This window comes from Cupriavidus sp. C3SS-1 (genome assembly GCF_057073755.1).
Genome location: NZ_CP172699.1, coordinates 3,109,582 through 3,125,602, shown reverse-complemented (window position 1 = coordinate 3,125,602; position 16,021 = coordinate 3,109,582). Strand labels below are relative to the sequence as shown.

Sequence of the window (16,021 nt, the reverse complement as noted above, 5' to 3'; positions counted from 1 at the left end):
TTAAAGTGGCTCGTAAGACTCCTATTGAGCGCTACCGCAATATCGGTATTTCCGCTCACATTGACGCGGGTAAAACCACCACGACCGAACGTATCCTGTTCTACACCGGTGTGAACCACAAGATCGGTGAAGTGCACGACGGCGCGGCCACCATGGACTGGATGGAGCAGGAGCAGGAGCGTGGCATCACGATCACCTCGGCTGCGACGACTGCCTTCTGGAAGGGCATGGCGGGTAACTACCCGGAGCACCGCTTCAACATCATCGACACCCCGGGACACGTGGACTTCACCATCGAGGTGGAGCGTTCCATGCGCGTGCTGGACGGTGCCTGCATGGTGTACTGCGCCGTGGGTGGTGTGCAGCCCCAGTCGGAAACCGTGTGGCGCCAGGCCAACAAGTACAAGGTGCCGCGTCTGGCGTTCGTCAACAAGATGGACCGTACCGGCGCGAACTTCTTCAAGGTCTACGATCAGCTGAAGACCCGCCTGAAGGCCAACCCGGTGCCCGTCGTGGTGCCGATCGGCGCTGAAGACGGCTTCCAGGGCGTTGTCGATCTGCTGGAAATGAAGGCGATCGTCTGGGACGAAGCCAGCCAGGGCGTGAAGTTCGAATACCAGGACATCCCGGCCGAGCTGCAGGACACCGCTGCCGAATGGCGCGAGAAGATGGTCGAGTCCGCCGCCGAAGCCAGCGAAGAGCTGATGGAAAAGTACCTGGGCGGCGAAGAGCTGACCCGCGCCGAGATCGTCAAGGCGCTGCGTGACCGTACCATCGCCTGCGAAATCCAGCCGATGCTGTGCGGCACCGCGTTCAAGAACAAGGGCGTGCAGCGTATGCTGGACGCCGTAATCGACTTCCTGCCGTCGCCGGTCGACATTCCGCCGGTTACGGGTACGGACGAAGACGACAGCGAGAAGAAGCTCGAGCGCAAGGCTGACGACACCGAAAAGTTCTCGGCACTGGCGTTCAAGATCATGACCGACCCGTTCGTGGGCCAGCTGATCTTCTTCCGCGTCTACTCGGGCAAGATCAACTCGGGCGACACCGTCTACAACCCGGTCAAGGGCAAGAAGGAACGCCTGGGCCGTATTCTGCAGATGCACGCCAACCAGCGCGAAGAAATCAAGGAAGTGCTGGCCGGCGACATCGCCGCTGCAGTGGGTTTGAAGGACGCCACCACGGGCGACACGCTGTGCGATCCGGCTGCACCGATCGTGCTCGAGCGCATGGTGTTCCCGGAGCCGGTGATCTCGCAGGCTGTCGAGCCGAAGACCAAGGCTGACCAGGAAAAGATGGGCATCGCCCTGAACCGCCTGGCCGCCGAAGATCCGTCGTTCCGCGTGCGTACCGATGAAGAATCGGGCCAGACCATCATTTCGGGCATGGGCGAGCTCCACCTCGAAATTCTGGTCGACCGCATGAAGCGCGAATTCGGCGTGGAAGCCAACATCGGCGCGCCGCAAGTGGCCTACCGCGAAACCATTCGCAAGACGGCCGAAGGCGTCGAAGGCAAGTTCGTCAAGCAGTCGGGCGGCCGCGGCCAGTACGGTCACGCTGTCATCACGCTGGAACCGCAAGAGCCGGGCAAGGGCTTCGAGTTCATCGACGCCATCAAGGGCGGTGTGATTCCTCGCGAATACATCCCGGCAGTCGAAAAGGGTATCGTCGACACGCTGCCGAACGGCATCCTGGCTGGCTTCCCGGTGGTGGACGTGAAGGTCACGCTGACGTTTGGTTCGTACCACGACGTGGACTCGAACGAAAACGCGTTCCGCATGGCCGGCTCGATGGCTTTCAAGGAAGCCATGCGCAAGGCCAGCCCGGTTCTGCTCGAGCCGATGATGGCCGTGGAAGTGGAAACGCCGGAAGACTACACCGGTACCGTGATGGGCGACCTGTCGTCCCGCCGCGGCATCGTGCAGGGCATGGACGACATGGTGGGCGGCGGCAAGATCATCAAGGCCGAAGTCCCGCTGTCGGAAATGTTCGGTTATTCCACGTCGCTGCGCTCGGCCACGCAAGGCCGCGCCACGTACACGATGGAATTCAAGCACTACGCTGAAGCACCGAAGAACATCGCCGAAGCCGTGATGACGGCCAAGGGCAAGTAATTGGAAGTTCGCCGCCGCGCCAGCCGGTGCGGCGGCGCGATGAAACAACAAGATTGCATTCCTATCAGGAGCTGAAAAATGGCAAAGGAAAAGTTCGAGCGGACCAAGCCGCACGTGAACGTTGGTACGATTGGTCACGTTGACCATGGCAAGACCACGCTGACCGCAGCGATCGCCACGGTGCTGGCAGCGAAGTTTGGCGGTGCCGCCAAGAAGTACGACGAAATCGACGCAGCGCCGGAAGAAAAGGCACGCGGTATTACCATCAATACCGCCCACGTCGAGTACGAAACGGCCAACCGCCACTACGCGCACGTTGACTGCCCGGGCCACGCCGACTACGTGAAGAACATGATCACGGGTGCCGCCCAGATGGACGGCGCGATCCTGGTTTGCTCGGCCGCTGACGGCCCGATGCCGCAAACGCGCGAGCACATCCTGCTGGCCCGCCAGGTTGGCGTGCCGTACATCATCGTGTTCCTGAACAAGTGCGACATGGTGGACGACGCGGAACTGCTCGAGCTGGTCGAGATGGAAGTTCGCGAGCTGCTGTCGAAGTACGAGTTCCCCGGCGACGACACCCCGATCATCAAGGGTTCGGCCAAGCTGGCGCTGGAAGGCGACAAGGGCGAGCTGGGCGAAGTGGCCATCATGAACCTGGCCGACGCGCTGGACACCTACATCCCGACGCCGGAGCGCGCCGTGGACGGTACGTTCCTGATGCCGGTGGAAGACGTGTTCTCGATCTCGGGTCGCGGCACCGTGGTGACCGGCCGTATCGAGCGTGGCGTGATCAAGGTCGGCGAAGAAATCGAAATCGTTGGTATCAAGCCGACGGTCAAGACCACCTGCACCGGCGTGGAAATGTTCCGCAAGCTGCTGGACCAGGGCCAGGCTGGCGACAACGTCGGTCTGCTGCTGCGCGGCACCAAGCGTGAAGACGTCGAGCGCGGCCAGGTGCTGTGCAAGCCGGGTTCGATCAAGCCGCACACCCACTTCACCGGCGAGGTGTACATTCTGTCGAAGGACGAAGGCGGCCGTCACACCCCGTTCTTCAACAACTACCGCCCGCAGTTCTACTTCCGTACCACCGACGTGACCGGCTCGATCGAGCTGCCGGCGGACAAGGAAATGGTGATGCCGGGTGACAACGTGTCGATCACCGTCAAGCTGATCGCCCCGATCGCCATGGAAGAAGGCCTGCGCTTCGCAATCCGCGAAGGCGGCCGTACCGTCGGCGCCGGCGTCGTGGCAAAGATCCTCGACTAAGCAACTTCCTGGGACATGCCCGCGGGCATGTCCCCTTTGATCCGGGCACATTGCCCATCGCTCTTTTAAGGAAATATCATGCAGAACCAGAAGATCCGTATCCGCCTGAAGGCTTTCGACTATCGCCTGATCGACCAGTCGGCAGCCGAAATCGTGGATACCGCCAAGCGTACCGGTGCGATCGTCAAGGGCCCGGTGCCCCTGCCGACCCGCATCCAGCGCTTTGACATCCTGCGTTCGCCGCACGTCAACAAGACCAGCCGTGATCAGTTCGAGATCCGCACTCACCAGCGCCTGATGGACATCGTCGACCCGACCGACAAGACCGTCGACGCGCTGATGAAGCTCGACCTGCCGGCAGGCGTGGACGTCGAGATCAAGGTGTAATGGCTTCGGGCCGTCCGCGGCCCGGTGCAGAAAGAAACGGCGAACTTCGGTTCGCCGTTTTTGTTTTGTGGCTGACGCCACCGTTTGCGATGGTTGGCCGTGCCTATCAGCCGCGCCCGCATCGTCGCAAGGACGCGCAGGCGGGGATTTCATTCTGCTCGCGGCCTGAACTGCGTGCTTCGGCGGCCATCACGCCGCCGAAAGTCGACTTTGCGCCGCAATTCCACGGGATGCCGTTGCTCCGAACGCAATTCACGGCGGAATTCGGCAATTCATGTTGCCCTTTCCAAAGCACTGGGCTATAGTGTAAGGCTACCCGTTTCTCCGGGTAGTGGGTTGGCCATTTTGGCCTCGCGCAGTCTTCTTTAGCGCAGCCCTTTTAAGCGCAAATGCAGCGCAACTGCGCAAACACAGTTTTCGTGTATCAATCAGCCCCGGCCAATCGCAGCTGGGAATGGAGCAAACCATGAGCCTAGGCCTTGTAGGTCGCAAGGTTGGCATGACCCGTATTTTCACGGACGACGGTGATTCGATTCCCGTTACCGTGGTCGAGGTCGGCGACAACCGCGTGACGCAAATCAAGACGGACGAGACCGACGGTTATACCGCCGTTCAAGTCACCTTCGGCGCCCGACGCGCAAGCCGCGTTACCAAGCCGCTGGCGGGTCACCTCGCCAAAGCCGGTGTGGAAGCTGGCGAAATCATCCGCGAATTCCGTATCGATGCAGCCAAGGCTGCCGAACTGCAAGCTGGCGGTTCGCTGTCGGTCGACCTGTTCGAAGTCGGTCAGAAGATCGACGTGCAGGGCGTGACGATCGGTAAGGGCTACGCCGGTACCATCAAGCGTCACCACTTCGCATCCGGCCGTGCCACCCACGGTAACTCGCGCTCGCACAACGTGCCGGGCTCGATCGGTATGGCGCAGGATCCGGGCCGCGTGTTCCCGGGCAAGCGCATGACCGGTCACCTGGGCGATGCCACCCGCACCGTGCAGAACCTGGAGATCGCCAAGATCGACGCAGAGCGCAAGCTGCTGCTGGTCAAGGGCGCGATCCCTGGCTCCAAGGGCGGCAAGGTCATCGTTACCCCGGCCGTCAAGGCCAAAGCCAAAGCTTAAGGAGCGGAAGCAATGGAACTCAAGCTCCTCCAGGACAATGGCCAGATCGGCGCGGGCGTAGACGCCTCTGCCGAAGTGTTTGGCCGTGACTACAACGAGGCCCTCGTTCACCAGATCGTCGTCGCTTACCAGGCCAACGCTCGCAGCGGCAACCGTAAGCAGAAGGATCGTGAAGAGGTCAAGCACACGACCAAGAAGCCGTGGCGCCAGAAGGGTACGGGCCGTGCTCGTGCCGGTATGTCGTCCTCGCCGCTGTGGCGTGGGGGTGGTCGTATCTTCCCGAATTCGCCGGAAGAGAACTTCACCCAGAAGGTCAACAAGAAGATGTTCCGTGCCGGTATGCGCTCGATTTACTCGCAGCTCGCACGTGAAGGCCGTATCAATGTGGTGGACGGTTTCACCGTCGAAGCGCCCAAGACCAAGCTCTTGGCCGACAAGTTCAAGGCCATGGGCCTGGACTCGGTGCTGATCATCACCGACAGCCTCGACGAAAACCTCTACCTGGCTTCGCGCAACCTGCCGCACGTGGCAGTTGTCGAGCCGCGCCAGGCCGACCCGCTGTCGCTCGTGCACTACAAGAAAGTGCTGGTGACCAAGGCAGCCGTCGCGCAGATCGAGGAGTTGCTGAAATGACGCAAGTAGCCAAGAACGATCATCGTTTGATGCAGGTGCTGCTCGCGCCGGTGGTTTCCGAAAAGGCAACCCTGGTCGCCGACAAGAACGAACAAGTCGTGTTCGAAGTGGCTCGCGATGCCAACAAGGCAGAAGTGAAGGCCGCCGTCGAACTGCTGTTCAAGGTCGAGGTGCAGTCCGTTCAGATCCTGAACCAGAAGGGCAAGCAAAAGCGCTTTGGCCGTTTCATGGGGCGTCGCAACCACGTGAAGAAGGCCTACGTTTCGCTGAAGCCGGGTCAGGAAATCAATTTTGAAGCGGAGGCCAAGTAATCATGGCACTCGTCAAGACCAAGCCGACTTCCCCGGGTCGTCGCTCGATGGTGAAGGTGGTCAACAAAGACCTTCACAAGGGCGCCCCCCACGCTCCGCTGCTGGAAAAGCAATTCCAGAAGTCGGGCCGTAACAACAACGGTCATATCACCACCCGCCACAAGGGCGGTGGTCATAAGCACCACTACCGCGTGGTCGACTTCAAGCGTAACGACAAGGACGGCATCGCCGCCAAGGTCGAGCGCCTGGAATACGATCCGAACCGCAGCGCGAACATTGCGCTGGTGCTGTTCGCCGACGGCGAGCGCCGCTACATCATCGCGACCAAGGGCATGATTGCCGGTCAGGCGCTGATGAACGGTGCAGAAGCCCCGATCAAGGCTGGCAACAACCTGCCGATTCGCAACATTCCGGTTGGTACCACGATCAACAACGTGGAAATCATGCCGGGCAAGGGCGCTCAGGTTGCCCGTGCCGCTGGCGGTTCCGCCGTGCTGCTGGCTCGTGAAGGTCTGTACGCCCAGGTGCGTCTGCGCTCCGGTGAAGTGCGTCGCGTGCATATCGAATGCCGCGCCACCATCGGTGAAGTGGGCAACGAAGAGCACAGCCTGCGCGTCATCGGCAAGGCCGGTGCGACCCGTTGGCGCGGTATCCGCCCGACGGTCCGCGGCGTTGTGATGAACCCGGTCGACCACCCGCACGGTGGTGGTGAGGGCAAGACCGCTGCTGGTCGCGATCCTGTGTCGCCGTGGGGTACCCCGGCCAAGGGCTACCGCACCCGCAGCAACAAGCGCACGGACAGCATGATCGTCCAGAAGCGCCACAAGCGCTAATCGGTAGGTAGGAGCTAAAGATATGACTCGTTCCGCTAAAAAGGGTCCGTTCTGCGACGCCCACCTGCTGAAGAAGGTGGAAGCGGCTGTAGGCGGCAAGGACAAGAAGCCCATTAAGACATGGTCGCGCCGCTCGACCATCATGCCGGATTTCATTGGCCTGACGATCGCCGTGCACAACGGCCGTCAACACGTGCCGGTGTATGTCACGGAAAACATGGTTGGCCACAAGCTCGGCGAATTTGCGCTCACCCGCACGTTCAAGGGCCACGCGGCTGACAAGAAAGCGAAGAGGTAAGGTGCCATCATGGAAGTGAAAGCGATTCATCGCGGTGCCCGCATCTCCGCCCAGAAGACGCGCCTGGTCGCTGACCAGATCCGTGGTCTGCCGATCGAGCGTGCGCTCAACGTCCTGGCCTTCAGCCCGAAAAAGGCTGCCGGGATCGTGAAGAAGGTGGTCGAATCGGCCATCGCCAACGCCGAGCACAACGAAGGCGCCGACATCGACGAACTCAAGGTCAAATCGATCTACGTCGACAAGGCAACCTCGCTCAAGCGCTTCACGGCACGGGCAAAGGGCCGCGGCAACCGCATCGAGAAACAAACGTGTCACATCACTGTGACGCTCGGCAACTAAGGAGTCACGATGGGACAGAAGATTCATCCGACTGGCTTCCGTCTGGCCGTCAGCCGTAACTGGGCTTCGCGTTGGTACGCCAACAACACGAAGTTTGCCGGCATGCTGAAGGAAGACATCGAAGTTCGCGACTTCCTGAAGAAGAAGCTGAAGAACGCATCGGTTGGCCGCGTGGTCATCGAGCGTCCGGCCCGCAATGCACGCATCACCATTTACAGCTCGCGTCCGGGCGTGGTGATCGGCAAGAAGGGCGAGGACATCGAACTGCTGAAGGCCGAACTGCAGCGTCGCATGGGCGTGCCCGTGCACGTGAACATCGAGGAAATCCGCAAGCCGGAAACCGATGCTCAGCTGATCGCCGATTCGATCACCCAGCAGCTCGAACGCCGCATCATGTTCCGCCGCGCCATGAAGCGCGCCATGCAGAACGCCATGCGTCTGGGCGCCCAGGGCATCAAGATCATGAGCGCCGGCCGTCTGAACGGTATCGAAATCGCACGTACCGAGTGGTACCGCGAAGGCCGTGTGCCCCTGCACACCCTGCGCGCCGACATCGACTACGGCTTCTCCGAAGCAGAAACCACCTACGGCATCATCGGTGTCAAGGTGTGGGTCTACAAGGGTGATCACCTCGGCCGCAATGACGCGCCGGTGGTGGAAGAGCCGCAAGACGACCGTCGTCGTCGTCCGGGTCGTCCGGAAGGCCGCCGCCGTGAAGGCGAAGGCCGCCCGGGTGGCAACCGTCGCGGTGGCGCCGGTGCCGGTCGCCGCGCTGCGCCTGGCGCAGATGCGAAGAGTGGAGAATAACGATGCTGCAACCTAAGCGCAGAAAGTACCGCAAGGAGCAGAAAGGCCGCAACACGGGTAAGGCTACCCGTGGCAACGCCGTGTCTTTCGGCGAATTCGGCCTGAAGGCCATGGGCCGTGGCCGCCTGACCGCTCGTCAGATCGAGTCGGCACGTCGTGCGATGACCCGTCACATCAAGCGTGGCGGCCGCATCTGGATCCGTATCTTCCCGGACAAGCCGATCTCGAAGAAGCCCGCTGAAGTCCGTATGGGTAACGGTAAGGGCAATCCGGAGTACTACGTGGCTGAAATCCAGCCGGGCAAGATGCTCTACGAGATGGATGGTGTGAGCGAAGATCTGGCACGTGAGGCGTTCCGCCTCGCCGCTGCCAAGCTGCCGATCGCCACCAATTTCGTGGTGCGCCAGGTCGGGACGTAAGGAGAGCAGGGATGAAAGCATCCGAACTTCGCGGCAAGGACGCCGCAGGCCTGAACCAGGAGCTCTCCGAGCTGCTGAAGGCCCAATTTAGCCTGCGCATGCAAAAGGCAACCCAACAGCTGCAGAATTCCAGCCAGCTGAAGAAGGTTCGCAAGGACATCGCGCGAGTGCAAACCGTGCTGACTGAAAAGGCGAACGCGAAATGACTGAAGCTGCAAAAACGGAAACGTCGCTTCGCCGCACCCTCGTCGGTCGTGTGGTAAGCGACAAGATGGACAAGACCGTTACGGTCTTGGTTGAAAACCGCGTCAAGCACCCCCTGTACGGCAAGTACGTGCTGCGTTCCAAGAAGTACCACGCACACGACGAAGCCAACCAGTACAAGGAAGGCGACAAGGTCGAAATCCAGGAAGGCCGTCCGCTGTCGCGGACCAAGTCCTGGGTGGTTTCCCGGCTGGTAGAGGCTGCACGCGTCATCTAAGAACCACACGTTCTTAGCTTGACTTGCAAGTCCAGGATTATGTAGCTATAATCCTGGACTTCCGCTTTATTGCGTTCGCCTTAGCTGTACCACCCGGGCGGACCTGTTGAGCGAGCCAGGGCCAGGTGGCCCGACGTCAGTCGGGAGTGCCAGGTTCCTACCGACTCAAAGTTGATCAACCCATACGGAGCTGGCGCAAAGCCGGAGCCTACGGGACCAAGACTGACCGGCAGGCGTTTTTGCACCTGGCGGATTAAGTTGGGAAGACAAACACCATGATTCAGACAGAAAGCCGGCTCGAAGTGGCCGATAACACTGGTGCGCGCGAAGTGCTGTGCATCAAAGTGCTGGGTGGGTCCAAGCGCCGCTACGCGAGCGTGGGCGACATCATCAAGGTGACCGTCAAGGACGCAGCGCCTCGCGGTCGCGTGAAGAAGGGCGACATCTACAACGCCGTTGTGGTGCGTACTGCCAAGGGCGTGCGCCGTGCAGACGGTTCGCTCGTCAAGTTCGACAGCAATGCCGCCGTCCTGCTGAACAACAAGCTCGAGCCGATCGGCACCCGTATCTTCGGGCCGGTGACTCGTGAACTCCGTACCGAGCGCTTCATGAAGATCGTGTCGCTCGCTCCGGAAGTGCTGTAAGGAGCCGACATGAACAAGATTCGCAAGGGCGACGAAGTCATCGTCCTGACCGGCAAAGACAAGGGCAAGCGCGGTACCGTGCAAGCCGTGCTCGGCGACAAGGTTGCAGTGGAAGGCGTGAACGTTGCGAAGAAGCACGCCCGCCCGAACCCGATGCTGGGCACCACCGGTGGCGTGGTCGACAAGGTCATGCCGCTGCATATTTCCAACGTTGCGCTCGTGGATGCCAATGGCAAGCCGTCGCGCGTCGGCATCAAGGTGGAAGACGGCAAGCGCGTGCGCGTGCTGAAGACCACCGGCGCCGTCGTGGCAGCTTGATTCTGGGCACGTTTAGGAGTTGAGCATGGCAGCACGTCTGCAAGAGTTCTACAAAGATAAGGTTGTGCCGAAGCTGATCGAGCAGTTCGGTTACAAGTCGGTCATGGAAGTGCCGCGCATCACCAAGATCACCCTGAACATGGGTCTTGGCGAAGCCATCAATGACAAGAAGATCATTGAAAACGCCGTTGGCGACCTGACCAAGATCGCTGGTCAGAAGCCCGTGGTGACGAAGGCCAAGAAGGCCATCGCCGGCTTCAAGATCCGCCAGGGCTACCCCATCGGTGCGATGGTGACCCTGCGTGGCGAGCGCATGTTCGAATTCCTCGATCGTTTCGTCACCGTGGCCCTGCCGCGCGTGCGTGACTTCCGTGGTGTGTCGGGCCGTTCGTTCGACGGTCGTGGCAACTACAACATCGGTGTGAAAGAGCAGATCATTTTCCCCGAAATCGAGTACGACAAGATCGACGCACTGCGTGGTCTGAACATCAGCATCACGACGACGGCAAAGAACGACGAGGAAGCCAAGGCACTCCTCGGTGCGTTCAAGTTCCCGTTCCGCAATTAAGGGGTAACCGTGGCTAAACTGGCTCTGATTGAACGTGAGAAGAAGCGCGCCAAGCTGGTGGCGAAGTATGCCGCCAAGCGCGCCAACCTCAAGGCCATTATTGACGACCAAGAAAAGTCGGAAGAAGAGCGTTACATGGCGCGCCTGGAGCTGCAACAGCTCCCGCGCAACGCGAACCCGACCCGCCAGCGTAACCGCTGCGCGATCACCGGTCGTCCCCGCGGTACCTTCCGCAAGTTTGGCCTGGCGCGTAACAAGATCCGCGAAATCGCCTTCAAGGGCGAAATCCCGGGTCTGACGAAAGCCAGCTGGTAATTACGCACAGGCTACAGGAGAAACAGTATGAGCATGAGCGATCCTATCGCCGATATGCTGACGCGCATCCGCAACGCCCAGGGCGTGCAGAAAGCGTCGGTTGTCATGCCGTCGTCGAAGCTGAAAGTGGCAATCGCCAAGGTCCTGAAGGACGAAGGCTACATCGACGACTACGCCGTCCAGGAAGATGGCGGCAAGGCACAACTGAGCATCGGCCTCAAGTACTACGCCGGCCGTCCGGTGATCGAGCGCATCGAACGCGTCTCGAAGCCCGGCCTGCGCGTGTACAAGGGCCGCAGCGACATCCCGCAAGTGATGAACGGCCTCGGTGTGGCGATCATCTCGACCCCGCAGGGTCTGATGACCGACCGCAAGGCTCGCGCCACTGGCGTGGGTGGCGAAGTTCTCTGCTACGTCGCTTAAGGAGAGAACATGTCCCGTGTAGGTAAGGCTCCCATCGCGCTGCCCAAAGGCGCGGAAGTGAATGTGGCAGCTGGCGTGCTCTCCGTGAAGGGTCCGCTGGGTACGCTGTCGCAACCGATTCACAGCCTGGTCAAGGTCAATGTCGAGAACGACACGCTGACCTTCGCACCGGCTGACGAGTCGCGTGAAGCAAACGCCCTGCAAGGCACCATGCGCGCCCTGGCGGCAAACATGGTCAAGGGTGTGACCACCGGTTTCGAGCGCAAGCTGAACCTCGTTGGCGTGGGCTACCGTGCCCAGCTGCAAGGCGCTGCGCTGAAGCTCCAGCTTGGTTTCTCGCACGACGTGATCCATGAGATGCCGGAAGGCGTAACGGCTACGACGCCGACGCAGACCGAGATCATCATTAAGGGTGCGGACAAGCAGAAAGTCGGTCAGGTTGCCGCGGAAGTTCGCGCGTACCGTCCGCCTGAGCCCTACAAGGGCAAGGGTGTTCGCTACAGCGACGAGCGCGTCATCCTGAAGGAAACCAAGAAGAAGTAAGGGGTGCAATGATGAACAAGAAAGACGCTCGTTTGCGCCGTGCACGTCAGACCCGCGCCAAGATCGCGGAGATGAAAGTCAATCGTCTGACCGTGTTCCGTACGAATTCGCATATTTACGCCCAGGTCTTCTCGGAGTGCGGCACCAAGGTGCTGGCTTCGGCTTCGACCGCGGAGGTGGAAGTGCGCAAGGAACTGGATGGCAAGGGCGCTACCGCCGCTGCCGCTACCGCAGTGGGCAAGCGCATCGCCGAGAAGGCGAAGGCTGCCGGCGTGGAAACCGTCGCGTTCGATCGCGCCGGCTTCCGTTTCCATGGCCGCGTGAAGGCCCTGGCAGACGCCGCCCGCGAAGCCGGCCTGAAGTTCTAAGCGCATAAAGAGAGATACGTCATGGCAAAGATGCAAGCAAAAGTCCAACAGGACGAACGCGACGACGGCCTCCGCGAGAAGATGATCTCGGTCAACCGTGTCACCAAGGTGGTGAAGGGTGGCCGGATTCTCGGTTTCGCAGCGCTGACCGTGGTTGGTGACGGCGATGGCCGCATCGGCATGGGCAAGGGCAAGGCCAAGGAAGTGCCGGTGGCAGTTCAGAAGGCAATGGACGAAGCCCGTCGCAGGATGGTCAAGGTCTCGCTGAAGAACGGCACGCTGCAACACGAAGTCGTTGGCAAGCATGGCGCCGCCAAGGTGCTGATGATGCCCGCGAAGGAAGGTACCGGCGTGATCGCCGGCGGCCCGATGCGCGCGATCTTCGAAGTGATGGGCGTCACCAACGTGGTGACCAAGTCGCACGGCTCCACCAACCCGTACAACATGGTTCGCGCCACGCTGGACGGCCTTCAGAAGATGAGCACGCCGGGCGAAATCGCCGCCAAGCGTGGCAAGTCGGTCGAAGACATCCTGGGTTAAGGTGAACGCAATGTCGCAGAAAACCGTAAAAGTGCAACTCGTGCGCAGCCTCATCGGCACGCGCGAGGATCATCGCGCCACCGTGCGTGGTCTGGGCCTGCGCCGCATCAACTCGGTGTCGGAGCTGCAGGACACGCCCGCCGTGCGCGGCATGATCAACAAGGTCTCGTACCTGGTCAAGGTTCTGGCCTGATACCGGGACTTCGGAGAGCAAGATGCAACTGAACAACCTGAAACCGGCCGCCGGTTCGAAGCACGCCAAGCGTCGCGTCGGCCGCGGTATCGGCTCCGGCCTGGGCAAGACTGCCGGCCGCGGTCACAAGGGTCAGAAGTCGCGTTCGGGCGGCTTCCACAAGGTGGGCTTCGAAGGCGGTCAAATGCCGCTGTATCGTCGTCTGCCGAAGCGCGGCTTCACGTCGCTGACCAAGGCCTTCACGGCCGAAGTCTCGCTGCGTGACATCGAGCGCCTGGAAGCGACCGAAGTCGACCTGCTGGTCCTGAAGCAAGCTGGCCTGGTAGGCGAGCTGGTCAAGAGCGCCAAGGTCATCAAGGCCGGTGAACTGACCCGCAAGGTGTCGATCAAGGGTCTGGGCGCCACCGCTGGCGCCAAGGCAGCGATCGAAGCCGCCGGCGGCCAGATCGCAGCCTGACAGGCATTTATCGCAGCATAGGCAGTCATAGTCGGAGCATCGTTTGGCCACGGCGAAACCCAATGCAAGCGCGCAAGCCCGGAACACGGCGAAGTACGGCGACCTCAAGCGCCGGCTGATGTTCCTGGTGATGGCCCTGATCGTTTACCGCATCGGTGCACATATTCCGGTGCCGGGAATCGATCCGGATCAGCTCGCGAAGCTTTTCCAGAGTCAGTCGGGTGGCATCCTCGGGATGTTCAACCTGTTCTCGGGCGGGGCGCTGTCGCGCTTTACCGTCTTCGCGCTCGGCATCATGCCGTACATCTCGGCATCGATCATCATGCAATTGCTGACGATCGTGCTGCCGCAGCTGGAGTCGTTGAAGAAGGAAGGGCAGGCAGGGCAGCGCAAGATCACGCAATACACGCGTTACGGCACCGTGGTTCTGGCCACGTTCCAGGCGCTGTCGATTGCGGTCGCACTGGAGTCGCAGCCAGGGTTGGTGATCGATCCGGGCCTGTTGTTCCGGGCGACCGCGGTGATCACGCTGGTGACCGGCACGATGTTCCTGATGTGGCTGGGTGAGCAGATCACGGAACGTGGTCTGGGCAACGGCATCTCGATCATCATTTTCGGCGGTATCGCGGCGGGCTTGCCCAACGCGATCGGCGGGCTGTTTGAACTGGTCCGCACGGGTTCCATGAGCATCATCGCGGCGATCTTCATCGTGGCGATCGTGATCGCTGTGACCTTCGCCGTGGTGTTTGTCGAGCGTGGCCAGCGCAAGATCCTGGTGAACTATGCCAAGCGTCAGGTCGGCAACAAGGTGTACGGCGGTCAGTCGTCGCACCTGCCGCTGAAGCTGAACATGGCAGGGGTGATTCCGCCGATCTTCGCATCGTCGATCATCCTGTTCCCGGCGACGATTGCAGGCTGGTTCACGTCCCAGTCGACCGGTGCGGTTGGCAGGTTCATCAAGGACCTGGCTGCCACGCTGTCGCCGGGCCAGCCGGTCTACATCCTGCTGTACGCTGCTGCGATTATATTTTTCTGCTTCTTCTATACGGCTCTGGTGTACAACAGTCGTGAAGTAGCGGACAACCTGAAGAAAAGCGGTGCCTTCATTCCGGGCATTCGTCCGGGCGAGCAGACGACGCGCTACATCGACAAGATTCTGGTGCGTCTGACGCTGGCTGGTGCGATCTACATCACACTGGTCTGCCTGTTGCCGGAATTCCTGGTGCTGCGCTGGAACGTTCCGTTCTATTTTGGCGGGACTTCGCTGCTGATCATCGTGGTCGTCACGATGGATTTCATGGCCCAGGTTCAGTCCTACGTCATGTCGCAGCAGTATGAATCGTTGCTGAAGAAAGCGAACTTTAAGGGCAACCTGACCCTGCGCTGATTCAGATCGGGACAGACAAGGTATGGCGCGCACGGATCGTCTTCCGGACGAAGTGAGCGAACAGGAATTGAAGGAAGAGGAAATATTATGAAAGTGCTGGCTTCTGTTAAGCGCATTTGCCGCAACTGCAAAATCATCAAGCGCAACGGTGTCGTGCGCGTGATCTGCTCGTCGGATCCCCGCCACAAGCAACGCCAAGGCTAATCGGAAAGAGGATTGACGAATGGCACGTATCGCAGGGGTTAACATCCCGAACCACAAGCACACCGAAATCGGCCTGACGGCTATTTATGGTGTCGGCCGCTCGCGCGCTCGCAAGATTTGCGAGGCCACCGGTGTACCGTTTGACAAGAAGGTCAAGGATCTGACCGACGCCGACCTGGAAAAGCTTCGTGACGAAGTGGGCAAGGTCACGGTCGAGGGTGACCTGCGTCGTGAAACCACGATGAACATCAAGCGTCTCATGGACCTTGGTTGCTATCGTGGCATGCGTCACCGCAAGGGCCTGCCCATGCGCGGTCAGCGTACCCGTACCAACGCACGTACCCGCAAGGGTCCGCGCAAGGCCGGCGTGGCTCTGAAGAAGTAAAGCCGAAGGCAGAGGAAGAAACTAATGGCAAAAGGTCCGAATAACGCCGCTCGCGCGCGTAAAAAGGTCAAGAAGAACGTTGCCGACGGCATTGCGCACGTCCACGCCTCGTTCAACAACACCATCATCACGATCACCGACCGCCAGGGCAACGCCCTGTCGTGGGCGACCGCCGGTGGCCAGGGCTTCAAGGGTTCGCGCAAGTCGACCCCGTTCGCTGCCCAGGTTGCTGCCGAGAATGCCGGCCGCGTGGCGCAAGACCAGGGTATCAAGAACCTGGAAGTGCGTATCAAGGGCCCCGGCCCGGGTCGTGAATCGGCTGTCCGTGCGCTGAACGCGCTGGGCATCAAGATCGCTATCATCGAAGACGTCACGCCGATTCCGCACAACGGCTGCCGTCCGCCGAAGCGCCGCCGCATCTGAGCGTTGGCGTGTCCGGGCCGGCGGGTTTACCTGCCGGTTTCGGATATGGTAGTATCGCGCGTTGACCTGCTGCATCTGATGCGGCAGGTTTTCGTTTTGCGCGGCGGGAATGCTGCATTCAGCGCATTCAGAATGCCTGCGCATTGGAAAATGCTTTTTGCGTCGTACCCGGCAACGGGGCGCGCGTCATAAGCCCACCGTCCGTCACGGTCTCCGGGATTCCCGGTAGCACAGCGTTGGCGGAC

At 60.8% G+C, this 16,021-nt stretch carries 27 protein-coding genes; all 27 read left to right on the top strand.

Annotation, left to right across the window (positions count from 1 at the left end; translation table 11 throughout):
* Positions 1-5 precede the first annotated feature (5 nt).
* The 27 genes from fusA (at position 6) to rpsK (ending at position 15,776) form a co-directional block, all read left to right on the top strand.
* Positions 6-2,114, top strand: a complete 2,109-nt coding sequence (fusA, locus tag ACIGJC_RS14600) for an elongation factor G (protein WP_483709650.1) — start codon at positions 6-8, stop codon at positions 2,112-2,114.
* A 78-nt stretch (positions 2,115-2,192) separates the two neighbouring features.
* Positions 2,193-3,383, top strand: coding sequence for an elongation factor Tu (tuf, locus tag ACIGJC_RS14595; protein WP_464221500.1), 1,191 nt, complete (start codon positions 2,193-2,195; stop codon positions 3,381-3,383).
* Positions 3,384-3,461: 78 nt separating this feature from the next.
* Positions 3,462-3,770 carry a 30S ribosomal protein S10 gene (gene rpsJ / locus ACIGJC_RS14590; protein ID WP_006160488.1) on the top strand — a complete coding sequence of 103 codons (309 nt, stop codon included), beginning with the start codon at positions 3,462-3,464 and terminating at the stop codon, positions 3,768-3,770.
* A gap of 466 nt (positions 3,771-4,236) precedes the next feature.
* Positions 4,237-4,887, top strand: coding sequence for a 50S ribosomal protein L3 (gene rplC, locus ACIGJC_RS14585; protein WP_483711562.1), 651 nt, complete (start codon positions 4,237-4,239; stop codon positions 4,885-4,887).
* A gap of 12 nt (positions 4,888-4,899) precedes the next feature.
* A complete protein-coding gene (gene rplD / locus ACIGJC_RS14580) occupies positions 4,900-5,520 on the top strand; it encodes a 50S ribosomal protein L4 (protein ID WP_483709649.1) in 621 nt (206 codons plus the stop codon).
* The gene (rplW, locus tag ACIGJC_RS14575; RefSeq protein ID WP_006576245.1) at positions 5,517-5,831 is read left to right on the top strand and encodes a 50S ribosomal protein L23; all 315 of its coding nucleotides are present in this window, start codon (positions 5,517-5,519) and stop codon (positions 5,829-5,831) included. Before rplD ends, rplW begins: the two co-directional genes overlap by 4 nt.
* A gap of 2 nt (positions 5,832-5,833) precedes the next feature.
* Entirely contained in the window at positions 5,834-6,664 is an 831-nt protein-coding gene (gene rplB / locus ACIGJC_RS14570; protein WP_483709648.1) for a 50S ribosomal protein L2, read from the top strand.
* Between the two features lie 22 nt (positions 6,665-6,686).
* Entirely contained in the window at positions 6,687-6,962 is a 276-nt protein-coding gene (rpsS, locus tag ACIGJC_RS14565) for a 30S ribosomal protein S19 (protein ID WP_483709647.1), read from the top strand.
* Positions 6,963-6,971: 9 nt separating this feature from the next.
* Positions 6,972-7,301: a 50S ribosomal protein L22 gene (rplV, locus tag ACIGJC_RS14560; protein ID WP_224081396.1), complete on the top strand. Its 330-nt coding sequence runs from the start codon at positions 6,972-6,974 to the stop codon at positions 7,299-7,301.
* A gap of 9 nt (positions 7,302-7,310) precedes the next feature.
* Positions 7,311-8,108, top strand: a complete 798-nt coding sequence (rpsC, locus tag ACIGJC_RS14555) for a 30S ribosomal protein S3 (RefSeq protein ID WP_483709646.1) — start codon at positions 7,311-7,313, stop codon at positions 8,106-8,108.
* A 2-nt stretch (positions 8,109-8,110) separates the two neighbouring features.
* A complete protein-coding gene (gene rplP, locus ACIGJC_RS14550) occupies positions 8,111-8,527 on the top strand; it encodes a 50S ribosomal protein L16 (protein ID WP_010812391.1) in 417 nt (138 codons plus the stop codon).
* An 11-nt stretch (positions 8,528-8,538) separates the two neighbouring features.
* A complete protein-coding gene (gene rpmC, locus ACIGJC_RS14545) occupies positions 8,539-8,733 on the top strand; it encodes a 50S ribosomal protein L29 (RefSeq protein ID WP_483709644.1) in 195 nt (64 codons plus the stop codon).
* Positions 8,730-9,008 (top strand): 30S ribosomal protein S17, encoded by a 279-nt coding sequence (gene rpsQ, locus ACIGJC_RS14540; protein WP_011299307.1) that lies wholly within the window; start codon positions 8,730-8,732, stop codon positions 9,006-9,008. Before rpmC ends, rpsQ begins: the two co-directional genes overlap by 4 nt.
* Before the next feature lie 275 nt (positions 9,009-9,283).
* Positions 9,284-9,652 (top strand): 50S ribosomal protein L14, encoded by a 369-nt coding sequence (rplN, locus tag ACIGJC_RS14535; protein ID WP_019451025.1) that lies wholly within the window; start codon positions 9,284-9,286, stop codon positions 9,650-9,652.
* 9 nt (positions 9,653-9,661) lie between these two features.
* Positions 9,662-9,970, top strand: a complete 309-nt coding sequence (gene rplX, locus ACIGJC_RS14530) for a 50S ribosomal protein L24 (RefSeq protein ID WP_011299306.1) — start codon at positions 9,662-9,664, stop codon at positions 9,968-9,970.
* 25 nt (positions 9,971-9,995) lie between these two features.
* Positions 9,996-10,538 (top strand): 50S ribosomal protein L5, encoded by a 543-nt coding sequence (gene rplE / locus ACIGJC_RS14525; RefSeq protein ID WP_211949839.1) that lies wholly within the window; start codon positions 9,996-9,998, stop codon positions 10,536-10,538.
* A 9-nt stretch (positions 10,539-10,547) separates the two neighbouring features.
* A complete protein-coding gene (rpsN, locus tag ACIGJC_RS14520) occupies positions 10,548-10,853 on the top strand; it encodes a 30S ribosomal protein S14 (RefSeq protein WP_483709643.1) in 306 nt (101 codons plus the stop codon).
* 27 nt (positions 10,854-10,880) lie between these two features.
* Positions 10,881-11,276, top strand: coding sequence for a 30S ribosomal protein S8 (gene rpsH, locus ACIGJC_RS14515; RefSeq protein WP_010812384.1), 396 nt, complete (start codon positions 10,881-10,883; stop codon positions 11,274-11,276).
* 9 nt (positions 11,277-11,285) lie between these two features.
* The gene (gene rplF / locus ACIGJC_RS14510; RefSeq protein ID WP_171516800.1) at positions 11,286-11,819 is read left to right on the top strand and encodes a 50S ribosomal protein L6; all 534 of its coding nucleotides are present in this window, start codon (positions 11,286-11,288) and stop codon (positions 11,817-11,819) included.
* An 11-nt stretch (positions 11,820-11,830) separates the two neighbouring features.
* Positions 11,831-12,187 (top strand): 50S ribosomal protein L18, encoded by a 357-nt coding sequence (gene rplR / locus ACIGJC_RS14505; RefSeq protein ID WP_211949841.1) that lies wholly within the window; start codon positions 11,831-11,833, stop codon positions 12,185-12,187.
* A 21-nt stretch (positions 12,188-12,208) separates the two neighbouring features.
* On the top strand, positions 12,209-12,727 hold the full coding sequence (gene rpsE, locus ACIGJC_RS14500; RefSeq protein ID WP_483709641.1) for a 30S ribosomal protein S5: 519 nt from the start codon (positions 12,209-12,211) through the stop codon (positions 12,725-12,727).
* A gap of 10 nt (positions 12,728-12,737) precedes the next feature.
* On the top strand, positions 12,738-12,920 hold the full coding sequence (gene rpmD / locus ACIGJC_RS14495; protein ID WP_010812381.1) for a 50S ribosomal protein L30: 183 nt from the start codon (positions 12,738-12,740) through the stop codon (positions 12,918-12,920).
* Positions 12,921-12,942: 22 nt separating this feature from the next.
* Entirely contained in the window at positions 12,943-13,377 is a 435-nt protein-coding gene (gene rplO, locus ACIGJC_RS14490) for a 50S ribosomal protein L15 (RefSeq protein ID WP_483709640.1), read from the top strand.
* A 43-nt stretch (positions 13,378-13,420) separates the two neighbouring features.
* Entirely contained in the window at positions 13,421-14,764 is a 1,344-nt protein-coding gene (gene secY / locus ACIGJC_RS14485) for a preprotein translocase subunit SecY (protein WP_483709638.1), read from the top strand.
* Between the two features lie 87 nt (positions 14,765-14,851).
* Complete coding sequence (gene rpmJ, locus ACIGJC_RS14480) at positions 14,852-14,968, top strand: 50S ribosomal protein L36 (RefSeq protein WP_008642959.1); 117 nt, start codon at positions 14,852-14,854, stop codon at positions 14,966-14,968.
* Between the two features lie 19 nt (positions 14,969-14,987).
* The gene (gene rpsM / locus ACIGJC_RS14475) at positions 14,988-15,353 is read left to right on the top strand and encodes a 30S ribosomal protein S13 (RefSeq protein WP_010812377.1); all 366 of its coding nucleotides are present in this window, start codon (positions 14,988-14,990) and stop codon (positions 15,351-15,353) included.
* Positions 15,354-15,377: 24 nt separating this feature from the next.
* A complete protein-coding gene (rpsK, locus tag ACIGJC_RS14470; protein ID WP_010812376.1) occupies positions 15,378-15,776 on the top strand; it encodes a 30S ribosomal protein S11 in 399 nt (132 codons plus the stop codon).
* Positions 15,777-16,021 lie beyond the last annotated feature (245 nt).